This is a genomic window from Echinicola sp. 20G, assembly GCF_015533855.1.
GTDB lineage: Bacteria > Bacteroidota > Bacteroidia > Cytophagales > Cyclobacteriaceae > Echinicola.
The window spans coordinates 4,346,758-4,362,483 of sequence record NZ_AP024154.1; the positions used below are offsets into that span (position 1 = coordinate 4,346,758).

General features: G+C 39.1%; 13 protein-coding genes. All 13 read left to right on the forward strand.

Translation table 11 applies throughout. The features are described from left to right. Positions 1–28 precede the first annotated feature (28 nt). The 13 genes from JL001_RS17620 to JL001_RS17680 all read left to right on the forward strand — a co-directional run bounded on the left by JL001_RS17620 (position 29) and on the right by JL001_RS17680 (position 15,723). Positions 29–1,393: a DEAD/DEAH box helicase gene (locus JL001_RS17620; RefSeq protein ID WP_200978560.1), complete on the forward strand. Its 1,365-nt coding sequence runs from the start codon at positions 29–31 to the stop codon at positions 1,391–1,393. 560 nt (positions 1,394–1,953) lie between these two features. Then, a complete protein-coding gene (locus JL001_RS17625) occupies positions 1,954–2,553 on the forward strand; it encodes a DUF4255 domain-containing protein (protein ID WP_200978562.1) in 600 nt (199 codons plus the stop codon). Continuing rightward, positions 2,550–3,404: a hypothetical protein gene (locus JL001_RS17630; protein ID WP_200978563.1), complete on the forward strand. Its 855-nt coding sequence runs from the start codon at positions 2,550–2,552 to the stop codon at positions 3,402–3,404. The genes JL001_RS17625 and JL001_RS17630 overlap by 4 nt, the downstream gene beginning before the upstream one ends. Before the next feature lie 11 nt (positions 3,405–3,415). After that, a complete protein-coding gene (locus tag JL001_RS17635; RefSeq protein WP_236252879.1) occupies positions 3,416–5,401 on the forward strand; it encodes a phage tail sheath C-terminal domain-containing protein in 1,986 nt (661 codons plus the stop codon). 40 nt (positions 5,402–5,441) lie between these two features. Beyond that, positions 5,442–5,873 carry a phage tail protein gene (locus JL001_RS17640; RefSeq protein WP_192010158.1) on the forward strand — a complete coding sequence of 144 codons (432 nt, stop codon included), beginning with the start codon at positions 5,442–5,444 and terminating at the stop codon, positions 5,871–5,873. A gap of 3 nt (positions 5,874–5,876) precedes the next feature. Continuing rightward, the gene (locus JL001_RS17645; protein ID WP_200978565.1) at positions 5,877–6,317 is read left to right on the forward strand and encodes a phage tail protein; all 441 of its coding nucleotides are present in this window, start codon (positions 5,877–5,879) and stop codon (positions 6,315–6,317) included. 2 nt (positions 6,318–6,319) lie between these two features. After that, positions 6,320–6,481 carry a DUF5908 family protein gene (locus tag JL001_RS17650; RefSeq protein WP_200978567.1) on the forward strand — a complete coding sequence of 54 codons (162 nt, stop codon included), beginning with the start codon at positions 6,320–6,322 and terminating at the stop codon, positions 6,479–6,481. Positions 6,482–6,519: 38 nt separating this feature from the next. Then, positions 6,520–7,209: a LysM peptidoglycan-binding domain-containing protein gene (locus JL001_RS17655; protein ID WP_200978569.1), complete on the forward strand. Its 690-nt coding sequence runs from the start codon at positions 6,520–6,522 to the stop codon at positions 7,207–7,209. Continuing rightward, positions 7,206–8,951: a type VI secretion system tip protein VgrG gene (gene vgrG, locus JL001_RS17660; RefSeq protein ID WP_200978571.1), complete on the forward strand. Its 1,746-nt coding sequence runs from the start codon at positions 7,206–7,208 to the stop codon at positions 8,949–8,951. The genes JL001_RS17655 and vgrG overlap by 4 nt, the downstream gene beginning before the upstream one ends. A 6-nt stretch (positions 8,952–8,957) precedes the next feature. Beyond that, on the forward strand, positions 8,958–9,251 hold the full coding sequence (locus tag JL001_RS17665; RefSeq protein ID WP_200978573.1) for a PAAR domain-containing protein: 294 nt from the start codon (positions 8,958–8,960) through the stop codon (positions 9,249–9,251). Between the two features lies 1 nt (position 9,252). Further along, the gene (locus JL001_RS17670) at positions 9,253–9,663 is read left to right on the forward strand and encodes a GPW/gp25 family protein (protein WP_200978575.1); all 411 of its coding nucleotides are present in this window, start codon (positions 9,253–9,255) and stop codon (positions 9,661–9,663) included. Positions 9,664–9,676: 13 nt separating this feature from the next. Then, positions 9,677–13,036 carry a baseplate J/gp47 family protein gene (locus JL001_RS17675; RefSeq protein WP_200978577.1) on the forward strand — a complete coding sequence of 1,120 codons (3,360 nt, stop codon included), beginning with the start codon at positions 9,677–9,679 and terminating at the stop codon, positions 13,034–13,036. After that, on the forward strand, positions 13,024–15,723 hold the full coding sequence (locus JL001_RS17680) for a hypothetical protein (RefSeq protein WP_200978580.1): 2,700 nt from the start codon (positions 13,024–13,026) through the stop codon (positions 15,721–15,723). The genes JL001_RS17675 and JL001_RS17680 overlap by 13 nt, the downstream gene beginning before the upstream one ends. Positions 15,724–15,726 lie beyond the last annotated feature (3 nt).

A 15,726-nucleotide genomic window follows, 5' to 3' on the forward strand; every position in this document is an offset into this window, starting at 1 on the left:
ATGACTTCGGACAAACATTCATTATTTTATGGAAATAGACAATTTCAATAGTTTTAATTTCAATGATTCCCTACAAGAAGGTCTTGATGCAATGGGATTCAGCAAGCCTACTCCGATACAACAAAAGGCCATTCCGGAAATATTAGAAGGTAAAGACCTAATTGCTTGTGCTCAGACAGGAACAGGCAAAACTGCTGCTTTTATTTTACCAGTTTTACACAAAATAGCCGAAAAAGACGAAGGTAAATTAAACACTCTAATTTTAGCTCCTACCAGAGAGTTGGCCATTCAAATAGATCAGCAAATTCAGGGACTTGCCTATTTTGTAGGTATCAGCTCCATTCCAATTTATGGAGGGGGGGATGGTTTGGCTTGGGAGCAACAGAAAAAGGCCCTTGAGCATGGTACTGAAATTGTCGTGGCCACACCCGGTAGATTGATAGCCCTTCTTGCAGGAGGAAAAATCAACTTGGATAGTTTGGAGCACCTCATATTGGATGAGGCAGATAGAATGCTGGATATGGGATTTTCAGATGACTTATTGAAAATCATTAACTATCTTCCTACGCAGAGACAAACTGTCCTTTTTTCAGCCACTATGCCTCCCAAAATCAGGCAGTTTAGCAAAAAGATCCTTCAATCTCCTGTAGAAATCAATATTGCCATCAGTAAAACGGCCGAGGGAGTCAGCCAAATGGCATATCTCGCTTATGATCAACAAAAGGAAAAGCTTCTAGAAAATATTCTGTCCCAAAAAGCCTATGAAGCGGTGGTGATTTTTGCTTCGACAAAAGACAAGGTGAAGAATATTTTTAAAGTCTTGAAAAGAAAGTTTGAAGTTGAAGCTTTTCACTCCGACTTGGATCAGGTCGATCGGGAGAAAATCATGTCTCGTTTCAAAAACAAAACATTAAAAATCCTGATAGGTACTGATATTATTTCAAGGGGAATTGATGTGGAAGGTATCGAACTAGTAATCAACTATGATACACCCAGTGACCCAGAAGATTATGTGCACCGGGTAGGGAGAACAGCTAGGGCAGACAAAAAGGGAGAGGCCATTACTTTTGTCAATGAAAAGGATCTTTTCAAGTTACATAAGATCCAAAATTTGATTGGAATAGAAATCGACAGGATACCTTTACCGGAAGGATTTGAAGAAGGTCCTATGTATAATTCACCTAGTAAAAAATCTAATTCCAATAAAGGAAATTTCAAATCAAAAAACAGAGGGAAATTCAACAAAAACCGTTCAAGAAAGCCAAATTCAAAAGGCACTAGTACCAAATCTAGCAATAATGGTCAGCCAAAGAACGCAGGGCATTCATCTCAATCAAAACCTAACGATTCATCAGGAAAATTTAGGGCAAGGACAAATGTGAAGAAGGACTAAAAATTAAAGTTTCAATTGAAGATACTTGTTGGCGACCAATCTATTGGTCGCTTTTTGTTTGCTCTGAAATATGGTTGTCCGAACTGTTCATATGATTCATTGATATCTTTTTAAACTCCATTTATTGATAATGTTGGCCAGTTGGTTAGAAATAAAGCCCTAAATTTTACCTAATTAAAAAAATACCGCTAAATAGGTAAATTAGAAAAAGCGGGGAGATGGATTAGTAAACCTATGTTTGTAATTAGAATAAATCAACAATTAACTTCTTAGTACCGAAATTATATTTTTAAAAATAATTTTATAGCAATAATTAATTTGATTTTTTACTGCAAAAATATAACTTTATAACATACAAAATTTTGTAAGGGCTGTTGTGGCAGTCAGTGGAGCAATAGTGTCACGGCTATTTCTCAAGGTTACTGAAATGAGATTTGAAGCTTCATTTTTATTCAATTCTTCAAACTCCAGTAAAGCACGTACACCAAGTTTCAATTCCAATCACCTGCTCTTTTTAGGTGGTATTGGATATGGATTTTTATAGTTGAACAATTTGTATAATGATTTTCGAAGTTCTCAAGATAATTGCTGGAGAGGTAAATCAATATTTTGTTGAATTAGAAATGGAAGATTCCGAGGTGATCCTCGAGAATGTGGCCATGATTGATTCACAACAGGAAAATGCTGATGCTTTAAAAAACAAATTAATTCTTTCCCTGATAAACCTGAACGAAGAAGTTACTTTAAAAAACTTCCCTAACCATGTTTTGGAAGGTACGAAGGTCACCTATAAAAATCCTATCGTCAACCTTAATTTATTCTTGGTTTTTTGTGCCAACCGCAGCGTTTACAAAAAGTCACTCAGTGACTTATCAAGAATTCTCGAATTCTTTCAGTCAAAAAAAGTGTTCACCCAATCCAATACCAACTTTGATAGGGATTTGGATGAAATGAGTGGAATTAAGAATTTCCGCTTTACCATGGAACTGTTTACCCCAACTTTTGAGGAGCTGAACTACATCTGGGGAACATTGGGTGGCAGACAGCTTCCATCCATTTTTTATCGACTTAATCTTATTGAAATCAATAGGGATCTTTCCACCGCAGAAGATGCAGTTATTTCTCAAATAGGCAGAAACTATAAAAACATATTAAAATGAATGTATCTTCTATCTATAAAACCTTAGCTACTGTTTCCATTTATCACAATTACTTTTTGGACAATGGGGAGACATCTTTTACATCCATGAACAGTGATGAACAAGCTGAACAATTAAAATACTTTGACTTCAGAAGTTTCCTAAAGATTACACCAACACAAGACACTTTGAAAGCAATGAGTGGTCAAAAGATTATTTTCAAACTTTATCCAAATAGCATTTTTCTCGGCATTAAAGTCAGCGCAACTGACGAAAGTATACCCTTTATTCCATTAGAGGATTCATTAAGGCTCAATTTCAACCTGTTTATAGTTGACTCTTACTTTGAAAATTATACGGCCTTGGAGCTGGATACGAGTAAGCTGATGTTCTTTTCCAATGAATCCCCAACCTTTCCAGATCCTGCAAGTTTTGAATCCATTCCAAGGTTTAATCAAAATCAATTAATCGATGGCGATTATTTACATGAGGGTAAAAACAAAGATTTTTTGTTGACCAATTTTGCAGACAATCCACTTTTACTGAGTGGTATTTTAAGTATCCAAATCAAGTCAAGCAATACTGCCGATAGTTTGATCAACAACGATGGAAGCTTAAAAAACACATCGCCTCACTTTAAAATACAATTTGATAATCAGAAAACCATCTGGAAATATATCCATCGAAAAGATGAGTTTGAGGTAGAGACCAAACAGGCAATGCCCCTTACCAAGTATGGATATATCAAATTGGAGGATCCTGCTGATTTCAAATCTTCGCCACCTAGTCCTGATAAATACCAGTTTCCGAATCCAAACGCTAATAGCGTCAAGTTAATATCTAACCAACTCTATTCAGAAATATTCATTTAAACCTTTTTACTATGGCAACATCATATAAAACACCCGGTGTCTATGTCGAGGAAATTTCCATTTTCCCTCCTTCAGTGGCACAGGTAGAAACCGCCATTCCGGCCTTTATTGGCTATACAAAAATGGCAAAGGAAACCATAAGTGATGATCTTTTAAATGTCCCCACAAAGATTTCCTCCGTACTGGAATTTGTCCAGTATTATGGTGGAGCTCCGGACATAGACATCACTTCTATCGAACTCGATGCATCCAATCAGGTAACTTCTATTCTGATGGATGACAAATACTATATGTATGAATGTATTAGAATGTTCTACGCAAATGGGGGTGGAGACTGCTACATCACTGCAGTAGGAAAATACGGTGAAACGCCACAAAATGGCGATGGGATCACGGCAGGTTTTATAAAAGGTCTAAATGAAATTAAGAAGGTGGATGAACCAACAATTCTTTTAGCGCCTGATGCTGTTTTGATGAGCCAATCCAATATGAATTCATTGCATCAAGCTATGTTGGCACAATGTAACGAGCTGAAAGATAGGTTCAGTATTTTCGATCTCAAAGAAAATACGGGCTCCCATGATGATGCTACTGACAATTTTAGAAACGGCATTGGGATTAATTACCTGAAATATGGAGCTGCTTATTCACCTTGGCTCAAAGCAAACCTACCCAGAGCGGTCAACTATAAAGACATCAAGGATAATTTGGTCTCAGGAGGTGGTTCGGTAGATTTAGCTGACTTGGTAGCTGATCCAGAAGGAAAAGATCTAGCAAATCGTTTAGATAATCTAGTGGATGATCAAGTGGCGATAACAACTGAGAAAGAAAGCTTACATGCCGGATTCAATTCCTATGAAAGCAAATATGAAAGCTTATCCACTACACTTAGTACCAACCCTTCCAAAGCTAATTTAGAGGCCTTACTTAATTATTATGCACAATGCATTGACTTTGTAAGGGACACCATAGAAGTGGGCACAGACGTTTCCATAAGCCTTTCAGATGTGAGCACACCTGCAGGTGACACCGAATATTTGTTTGATTATCTAGTTTCCAAATTAACTGGAAGTTTGGATACCACCATTACTGCTTTGCAGGACATCTATGCCGATTCTGCAGATGCTGGTTCCACTCTTACTGCACCGCCTTTAAACTTACCAGCTCCTTCACCAACGGGAGTGGATTATACAGCAGGAGGAACTGCCAATGGGGATTATTTCACTACCGGAGCGACAAATATTGAATCCATCACACCTAATATTTCCGATTTTATCGGTTTGTGGACCAATATTAAGTCTGCCATGGATCTGATTGTTACCTCAGCAGATAATTATGTAAGTACTTTACAAGAGTCTGCAGTAGAAGCTATTCCGCCTCTTAAGAACATTATCCGCGCCATTTCCAATGAACTGCTTACCCTTCCTCCAAGTGGAACGATGGCTGGGGTTTATGCTCGGGTGGATAATGACCGTGGGGTTTGGAAAGCTCCTGCCAATGTTTCCTTGAACAATGTGGTCGGTGTCAAAACCTTAATAGACAATAAAAAGCAAGAAGGCCTTAATGTGGATGTAGTGGCAGGAAAGTCAATTAATATCATCCGCCCATTTACCGGAAAAGGCATATTGGTTTGGGGAGCCCGAACTTTAGCAGGTAATGACAATGAATGGCGCTATGTCTCGGTCAGACGCTTCTTTAACATGGTTGAAGAATCCGTCAAGAAGACGACAGAACAATTTGTTTTTGAATCCAATGATGCCAATACCTGGGTAAAGGTAAGGGCCATGATTGAAAACTTCTTGATTCTTCAATGGAGAGCAGGCGCACTTCAGGGAGCCAAACCTGAGCAAGCGTTTTTTGTAAGAGTAGGCCTTGGGCAAACCATGACGGCTTTGGACATCCTAGAAGGCCGAATGAATGTGGAAATCGGTATGGCTGTAGTAAGACCAGCAGAATTCATTATTCTTAAGTTTTCACACAAAATGCCTGAAGCATAAGTTTAATAAATTGTTTTAAAATATTTAAAATCATAAAGTTATGGCTGACTATCCTTTAGCAAAGTTTCATTTCTCAGTAGACTGGGGAGGAACTAAAATCGGTTTCACAGAAGTATCTGGTTTGGATGTTGAAACGGAGGTTATAGAATACCGAGATGGTGCTATGCCCGAATATAGCAAGAAGAAAATGCCAGGAATGCAGAAGTTTGCTAACATCACCATGAAAAGAGGCACATTCAAGAGTGACAATGAATATTTTGCCTGGTGGAATACGGTGAAGCTCAACACCATAGAACGACGGGATATCACAATTAAATTGTTAGATGAAGAGCATAACCCTGTGGTGGTTTGGAAGGTTAAAAATGCTTGGCCGACAAAAGTACAGTCCACAGATTTGAAAGGCGATGGCAACGAAACAGCTATCGAGTCGATCGAACTAGTTCATGAAGGTTTAATGATCCAAAACGAATAAATAATGGCAGACTACTATCCTCCGGTTGGTTTTCACTTTTTAGTGGAGTTTACCGGTATCGAAGCTGAAGATAATGATCAAAGGTTTCAATCGGTTGGAGGGTTATCTGTGGATATAGAAACAGAAAGTATCATTGAAGGTGGAGAAAACCGATTTAAGCACAAATTTCCGGTCAGAACCAAGTACCCAAATTTGGTCTTAAAAAGGGGAATGCTGCTTGATTCCAAAGTGATCAAATGGTGTAAGGATGCTATTGAAAACTTTATTTTTCAACCTTCTGATATTACTGTAAAGCTTCTAAATGAAGAACACCAGCCATTACATACTTGGAAAATTGTCCATGCCTATCCTGTGAAATGGTCTGTTGAAGACTTTAATGCCGAAGAAAGTAAACTGGTCGTTGAAACCATAGAATTGTCTTATAACTATTATACCTCCGAATAGTCATGCCGATAGAAATCAGAGAACTACATATCAAGATCAATGTAGATAGCGAAAAAGGGAAGCCAGAAGGCGCCAAAGGAGATCAAGGAAAAGGCAAACAGGATGTAGTCTCCAATTGTATTGAACAGGTGATGAATATCATAGCTGCCGAAAAGGAAAGATAGGCTTTCATTGACCTCACTAAAATCAAAATCCCAATGTTATGAATGGTGAACTTAAAAAACTCAGTATTGTAGCTTATAGTGATCCTCAGTTTGACAATAAAGTAGCAGATGGGGAGTTCAATACTTTGTTAAATCCTGAGAAATATACTTTTAAGTATAAGATCGAGTCCAATAACGACCAAGCTTCAGGAACCAGTGATCTTTCTCCAAAATTCAATAAAAAGCTACCAGAAGACCTTGAACTGGAATTTGTATTTGACAGATCAGGAGTCATTCAAGGCTATGAAGCTACTGAAGATGGGATTATTGACGATATAGAAAAGTTCAAAAAAGTCATTTTGGATTATAATGGGGATGAGCACAAACCCAATTACCTGATCATCTCATGGGGCTCTCTTCTCTTTAAGGGAAGTCTCATGGAAATGAGCATTGAGTTCAAGCTTTTCAAACCCAATGGAGCCCCTATAAGAGCCATTGCCAAGGCTAAATTCCAAGGATTCGTCGAAGATGACCTTAGAGTGGCCATGGAGAACAACAAGTCCCCAGACCTTACGCATTTGCGGACCGTTATGGATGGAGATACTTTACCATTGATGGCACACCGGGTTTATGGTGATTCCAAATATTATTTGGAGGTGGCCAAAGTCAATAACCTCACCAGCTTTAGGAAACTTCATGTGGGAGACCAATTATTTTTTCCACCGATAGAGAAAATAGCAGCAAAATGAACAACAGTGGCGTCATACAGACTTCAAAAAGTGCCGATTTGGTAACCCAAAAGGTATTAGTGGATGGTAATGAGCTTTCCAAAAAATATCAGGTGAAGCAATTGGTGGTCAACAAGGAAATTAATAGGGTTCCTACTGCTACGATCATATTAATCGATGGAGAGGCATCCAAAAGAGACTTTGAACTCAGCAACGAGTCGCTTTTAATTCCTGGTGCTGAGATAGAAATCACAGCTGGTTACCACAATGACGAAGAAACGATTTTTAAAGGAATAGTCATCAAGCACAGCCTTAAGATTCGAGAAAACTCTACTCTCTTGATCATAGAATGTAAAGACAAAGCTGTCAAACTCACTATTGGACGGAAAAGCAGGTATTTCTATGAAAGCAGTGACAGTGCTGTTTTTGAAGAAATCATTGGTGCTTATGATGTAGACCAAGAAGTAGAAAGTACTGATGTGACGCACAAAGAGTTAGTTCAATACCATTGTTCGGATTGGGATTTCGTATTGTCCAGAGCTCAGGCCAATGGCAAACTCTGCATGGTTGAAGATGGGAAGATGATCATCAAAAAACCTGACCTAACCGCCTCGGAAGTGGAAACTGTGACCTTTGGTGCCACCATGTTGGATTTCGATGCAGAAATAGATGCCCGAAATCAATTCAGTAAGATTTCTAGCTATGCTTGGAATTATTCAGATCAAGAGGTCTTGCAAATAGAAGCCAATAATCCAAGCGCAGAAGGCAATGGAAACCTAAGCCTTAGTGAATTAGCAAACATTATTGGCTTAGAGAACCTAGAACTGCGACACGGAGGAGCTGTTAGCGATACTGAATTGCAGGCTTGGGCAGATGCCAAGCAATTGTTTCAGCAAATGTCCAAAGTAAGGGGTAGGGTGAAGTTCCAAGGTATTCCTGCGGTGAAACCAGGTGTCATCATCAAATTGGAAGGAGTAGGCGACAGGTTTAATGGCAATGTATATGTCACTGGAGTAAAACATCAAATCACTGAAGGGAACTGGACTGTTGATGCCCAATTCGGACTTAATCCCATCTGGTTTTCAGAGACTTTTGATATCAATCCCATGCCAGCCTCAGGACTTTTCTCTGCTATTTCAGGACTTCAAATCGGCATTGTAAGTCAACTGGAAGAGGATCCTGACGGTGAAGACCGGATATTGGTTCAGATCCCGATCATCAATAACGAAGAACAAGGTATTTGGTGCAGAGTAGCTTCCCTAGATGCTGGAGAAAACCGGGGTGCTTTTTTCAGGCCTGAAATAGGAGACGAGGTCATTGTAGGCTTTATTAATGATGATCCCAATGATGGTGTAGTGTTGGGGATGCTTCATAGCAGTGCAAAACCGGCTCCCATCACCGCCAGTGATGACAACCATGAAAAGGGCTTTGTCACCAGAAGTGAGATGAAACTGATTTTTGATGATGACAAGAAGTCCATTAAAATAGAAACCCCAGCAGGAAAAATGATTGCCTTGGATGAAGATGAAGGAACCATTGTCATTAAAGATGAAAATGGCAATAGCCTAACGGTGGATAGTTCAGGTATTGTGATGGAAAGCAATGGAGATATTAATATCAAGACGTCCGGTGATGTCAACTTGGAAGGTACCAATGTCAATATTAAAGCCAATGCCCAGTTTAAGGCAGAAGGCTCGGCAGGGGTGGAAATGTCTTCAAGTGCTACTGCTGTAGTTAAAGGATCTTTAGTTCAAATTAACTGATTCAATATGTCATTCGCCGCAAGAATAACCGATATGCATACTTGCCCCATGGTCCACCCCGGAGGAGTCCCCCATGTTGGAGGGCCAATTTTACCAGCAGGGGAGCCTACTGTACTTATAGGAGGTTTACCTGCTGCCAGAGTAGGGGATATGGCAGTTTGCTCAGGACCTCCAGACACCATCATCATGGGTTCTTCCTCTGTTTTTATTGGAGGTATGCCTGCGGCAAGAATGGGAGATACCACAGCCCATGGTGGCAGTATTATTTTAGGATGTACCACAGTAATGATAGGAGGATAATATGGCTTTTGATCAATCATTTTTAGGAACAGGATGGAGTTTTCCTCCAGAGTTTAACAAGCCCAAGAGAGGGGTTGTCATGACTTCAGACGAAATAGATATTCAAAAAAGCCTTGAGATCTTACTGAGCACCAAACTTGGTGAGAGGATCATGCTGCCCTCATATGGTTGCAACTTAGACGAACTTTTATTCAAACCGCTAGATCTGACCCTAAGAACTTATATCTCAGAATTGATCAGAAAGGCTATTCTCTACCATGAACCTAGGATAGATGTATTGAAAATTGATCTAAGTGAGAGTGATGAACTTGAAGGGAAAGTTTTAATCGACGTGAATTATATCATTAGAAGTACCAATTCCAGAAAAAACATGGTATTCCCTTTTTATAAAGAAGAAGGGACAAATCTTTAAAATTTAAGCTAGAATGAGCGAAAACTGTAACCATATAGATGATGTGATTTTTCAGAGAAATGGTACCGATCAGGAAAACCGTTTTACTAAAATACTGGATCCAGATTCCATTGAACTTCATGATTTTGATGTGGAAGACTGGATACTTTTTGCCTATAACTTTGCTCAAAATGTCAATTATTTCAAAGTCGAGAATGACCAGAACCCATCAGGTAATTGGCAGGATTTTTTCAACCATTTTGGTCTTGCTTCATCTACTATTCCTAAAAGGAATGATCCAAGTTACAAAACACTAAAAGAAAGTATTTCCACCACTTTATCTGACTTAGAGTCAGAAAGTGCTGTTACTCCCCACATGACCCTCTTTATTTGCTTTTTGAGGTTATTGGAGCTTTCTAAAGACCGACTTAATGGATTAACAAAAAAGCACCTTGATTTTTATTACCAAGAAGTGCTTCAAATAAGCAAACTAGAACCTGTTGCGGATCAAGTTCATGTCATTTTTGAAATCGCGAAGAAAAGTGTTGATGAAAAAATAGAAGCCAATACCAGTTTGGATGGTGGTAAAGATGGCTTAGGAAAAAAGAGAATCTATAAGACGAAACAAGAATTGATTGCCAATAAGGCCCAGGTCAGCCAATTAAAAAGCCTGTATATCGATCATGATTTACAGGAAATCAAAAAGAGCCCTATAAGTAATTCTTTTGATGGAAAAGGCAAAGCTCTGATTAAAGAAAGTCCCTACTGGTGGCCATTTGGCTATAGTTCGGAAGAGGAAAGCTATGATCCTTTAGATTCAGCCGATTTGGGCTTTGCTATTGCATCCCCTATGTTGGCTCTACAGGAGGGTGAGAGGAATGTGTCTGTCAGCATTAGTTTCAAAAATAGTTTTAATTTCTCTTCCTCTGAATTAAACGATGATGACTTGATCAATCTTATTCAGGTCTATTGTAGTGGTGAAAAGGAATGGTTGGGGCCTTTTAATCTGTCCAAAGACTTGGCCTTTTTCAATGGAACCGATGATGACAACATTTCATCATCCATATCCGGTAATCAACTCAATTGTGTTTTCAGCTTACCTTCTGATCAGGATGCTATTACACCGTACAACCAAGAAGCATTGGGTGAAAATATCAACTCCAACTACCCTGTGGTTAGGTTTTTGATTAAAACAGAAGAGGAATCCTATAAGCCAAAGGTACATTTTTTATTTAGGCAGCTTGTCAAAAAGGCTATCAGTAATATCAATGTAAAAGTAGATGTCAGAGGAGTCAAATCTCTGATTATCGATAGTGATACAGGCCAGCTTAACCCTCAAAAGCCATTTTACCCTTTTACCACCCAACCGGTCAAGGGATCTTCATTCAAGATCAGCTCTCCTGAAATGTTTTCGAAAAAGTGGAAACATGCTAGCATAAATATCAAGTGGATCAACACTCCAGATGACTTTGGGATACATTATGAAGCCTATAAAACTGAATATATTTCTTCTCTCAGCAAGCAGCTATTTACAGACCATATGTTTTTAGCAGCAACTTCCAAGGTCTTTAGATCAGCCAACCAGCCAGAAAGCCCTCAAAAGAATATCCGAACAGAAGCTATCAATGATGACTTAGAAACCAATTTCCAAATTGATAAGAGCAACAGGATTGTACCCAATAATGATCACTTTAAAGGCACATTAAGTATTCATCCCGAAACAAATACAGCTGGAACAAAAAATAATGTGATGCTTTTTCAAAAGACCAATGGAGATTTTGAGATGAACACCGTTGCTGACGGGAGTGGATATGAATTGGGTAAATCTGGGCCAATAGAAATAAGTTTAAACCAGTCTTTTTATCACTCCTTGTTTCCCAGGCTCTATACACTGGCCATGATGGACACCAATAAGGAAACGCCTATTCCCAATGAACCTTATACGCCGTTTGCTGAATCCATCACATTAGGATATACGGCTGAGGAAAGCACTGATTTCAATGTCTCGAATCAGACAGCCTTTGAAAAAAATCGAATCAAACTGTTTCATGAAGCAGCTTTTGGACAAGCAGAAGAGCATGGATACCTAAAAATTCAAGCAAAAGAAAAGGAAATTTTAAATACCAGTTCCACCAATGACTGTTGGTTGGTACCGGATTATTGCCAAGGGGGAGAACTATATATTGGGCTGTTAGATGCATTGCCCACTCAGCAAGTAGCCTTATTAATCCAAGTTCTGGAGGGAAGTGAAAACCCTGAAGCAGAATCATTTGCTGGAAGGCAAAAAGTAGAATGGTCAATCCTGTGCAACAACCAATGGAAAAATCTAGAAAACAATATCCTCTTAAATAATATAGACAATTTTCTTAAATCTGGAATTTTTAAGTTCAGCATTCCAGAACAAGCCAATCAGGATAATACTGTTTTACCGAAAGGACATATTTGGATCAGAGCGAAAATCCACAAGACTTTTGACGCTGTTTGTAAGTTGATAGACATAAAAGCCCAAGCTGTTTTGGCGGAATTTGAAAACAATAGCAATGAACTTTCCCACTTGGAAAAAGGATTGCCCGCTGGAAGTATTTCAAAATTGATTACTCGGGTTCCACAAATTAAAGGTATCAACCAACCCTTTAACTCATTTGGTGGTCAGCCAGAGGAATCGGATGATGCCTATTACAGAAGGGTAAGTGAGCGATTAAGGCATAAAAATAGGGCCATTACCTTATGGGATTACGAACACTTGGTATTGCAGAAATACCCTGAAATCTATAAGGTAAAATGCCTGAATCATACCTCAGACACTTCTTTTTTAGCACCGGGACATGTATTACTGGTAGTGGTTCCTGATATCATCAATAAAAACGTTTTTGACATCTATGAACCTAGAGTAAGTAAAGCTGTCCTCAACAACATCCAAGCTTACCTGAACCAGCTCAACTCCAAGCTAGTCAATGCCAAGGTGATCAATCCTCAATATGAAAAAGTGGTGGTTAAACTTGGAGTGAAGTTCTATCAACAATATGATGAGAACTTTTATAAAGGCCAACTAAATGAAGATTTGACAAAATTCTTGTCTCCATGGGCATTTGATAATACCCAAGACATCACCTTTGGGACAGAACTCCATAACAGCATCTTAATAGATTATGTCGAAAAGCTATACTATGTGGACTATTTGGAAGAGCTAGAATTGGCCAAGCTGCCTAATGAGATAGAAATTCCTGAAGACCCAACTTCCATCGCTTATTTGAACCAACTGGACTTTGGGCCGATCCTAAAGCCTGAAAGTCCCAAACATATTCTGGTCTCCGCCAAGAAGCATTTCATTTTCACAAGTATTAAAAAGTGTTCAGAAACCAGTATTGAAGAATCAGAAACATGTCAGTACTAAAAGAACATATCAGCATTCCCAAAAAGGTCTCCACAAAAGATGACTTGGACTTTCATTATCTAAGAGAGTTGGGAATAGCTTATATCGAGCAACTTGGAGGGAAATTATGGACGGATTATAATTCCCATGATCCAGGCATTACCATACTCGAAATGCTTTCCTATGCCATTACAGATTTAGGGATGAGGCTGGAATTACCCATTACGGATATCTTAGCATCCAATGATCCTTCTAAAGATATCAACAGTCAATTTTTCAAGGCATCGGAAGTATTGCCCACCAGCCCAATTACGGAAATTGATTACAGAAAACTCTTTATTGATATTGAAGGTGTAAAAAACTGCTGGTTGGCCAAGCATGAAAAAACAGTATATGCCAATTGTAAGGACGCAAAGCTTTCCTATGATCCAAACGTCTTTAACGCTATTCCCCAAGGTCAGAAAAAGGCTTTTGAGCTCAATGGATTGTATGATTTATACGTCGACTATGAAGACCTGGAAGCTGAAGAAATCGAGGAAATAGAAGAACAGATCAGAAAGAAGTACCATCAAAACAGGAATCTTTGTGAGGACTTGATCGACATTCACCCTGTGGATAAGTATCCTGTGAAGGTATGTGCAGATATAGAAGTAGAGGCTGGTGCTGATGAAGAGATGGTTCATGCCTTAGTGCTCAATGCTTTGGACAAATATTTCTCTCCTTCCGTTAACTTTTATTCAATCAAACAAATGATGGACAAGGGCTATGGAAGTTTGGAGATTTTTGATGGTCCCATTTTAGAACATGGCTTTATAGATCACAAGGAATTGTCCGAGGCGAATTTAAGGAGTGAAATCAGGCTTTCTGATATTATGCAGTTGATCATGGATGTGCCTGGGGTGAAGCTGATCAAAGAAATCACCATGGGCAACTGTGGAGAAGTGGATGAAGGCAATGAGTGGGTGATGTGTCTAAAACCCTACGAGAAGCCATTGCTTTGTAGTAAAAGTGTCTTCAATTATAAAAAGGGTCTTCTTCCTTTAAGTATCAATAAAGCTCAAGTAAGCAAATACCTGGAAGAACTTGAAACCCAGGAGGAAGCTTCCATCATAGCGGCCAGTCAAGACAAGGAAATAGAAATCCCAAAAGGTACTTACCTAAAGACAGACTATTATACCACCATCCAAAATGACTTTCCCCAAACTTATGGCATCGGTAAATATGGCTTGCCAGACAGGGCAACTATAGCCAGAAAATCACAAGCAAAACAACTGAAAGCATACTTGTTGTTTTTTGACCAGATACTGGGAAGCTATTTCAAACACTTGGGACAGGTGAGCCAATTGCTTTCCATTAACAGAAACCTCACCAAGACATTTTTTACCCAAGCCATCGATGATATCAAAGACCTTGATGAGATTGTGAATAATTACCCCATGAATGATGATGAATTATTGACCAATGAGCTTTTTGAGGAATTGGACAATAATTTTCAACGGAGGAACGAAATTTTAGACCACCTTTTGTCTCGATTTGCTGAAAGGTTTTCAGAATATACTTTCATCATGAAATTGCTCTATGGCACAGCCACAGATGAAATGGTACTCAGAAGCAAGGAGGATTTTCTAAAGGAATATAAGGTAGTTAGCACAAATAGAGGCAAAGCATTCAACCTCCATCCAGAAAACCCTGATAAACTTTGGGACACCTCCAATGTCTCCGGTTTTCAAAAAAGAGTGGCTAGACTACTTGGAGTCAAAAATTACAATAGAAGGCATTTATCGAGATCCTATGTGGATATGTACAGCTTGACCAATAGTCTAGGAGATAAAGTATATAGATGGCGTATCAGGAATGCCGACAATACCATTGTATTATCGGGTACTGAGGAATATTATGATACTTATTTGGCCAATAGGGAGATGTACTTTGCGATCCTTCAGGTCATACAAACCAGCCCTTATAAAATTGAAGCAGCCTTTCAGGAAAACATTACAGTACCCTTGGTTGTGGACAACATTCAGGTTCACCAGTCCAACTCAGGTAAATACAGCTATGACATTATCAATCCCGCTATCGGTGATAAAAACCATCCTGACTGGATTCTGGCCAAACGCTATAGTTACTATGGTTCTCAGGAAACTGTGAAAAACTCCATTTTGGATCTTATCACCTTCTTGAAGGAAGTGTTTACCGAGGAAGGGATGTTCCTTGTTGAGCATATCCTCTTGAGACCGGACATCAACGACAATAATGCGGCAGAGAACACCTTTCTGCCTATTTGCGATGAAGGATGCACAGATTGTGAACCCTTGGATCCTTATTCTTATAGGGTCAGTATAGTGCTGCCTGGATATACCATGCGCTTTTCCAATACGGATTTCAGGAACTATATGGAAAAGGTCATCAAGGAAGAGTTGCCTGCCCATGTGCTTGCTAAGATTTGCTGGGTTGGCTATAGGGAAGGCGAGGTGGATGATCCGGCCGACAATGAACTCTTGCAGTTTGAAGATGCCTATAAGGATTATCTAGAAGCCAAAACTTCATTAGATCAGGAACAGCCCGAACCGGAGCTGGTAAAACTCATAGAAGCCTTGATGGGATTGAACAATGTCTATCCAGTGGGTAGGTTGTTTGATTGTGAAGATGAAAATGAGGAGTTGGGAGGAAAAGTCATTCTTGGCAAAACGAATTTAGGATCACTATAAAAT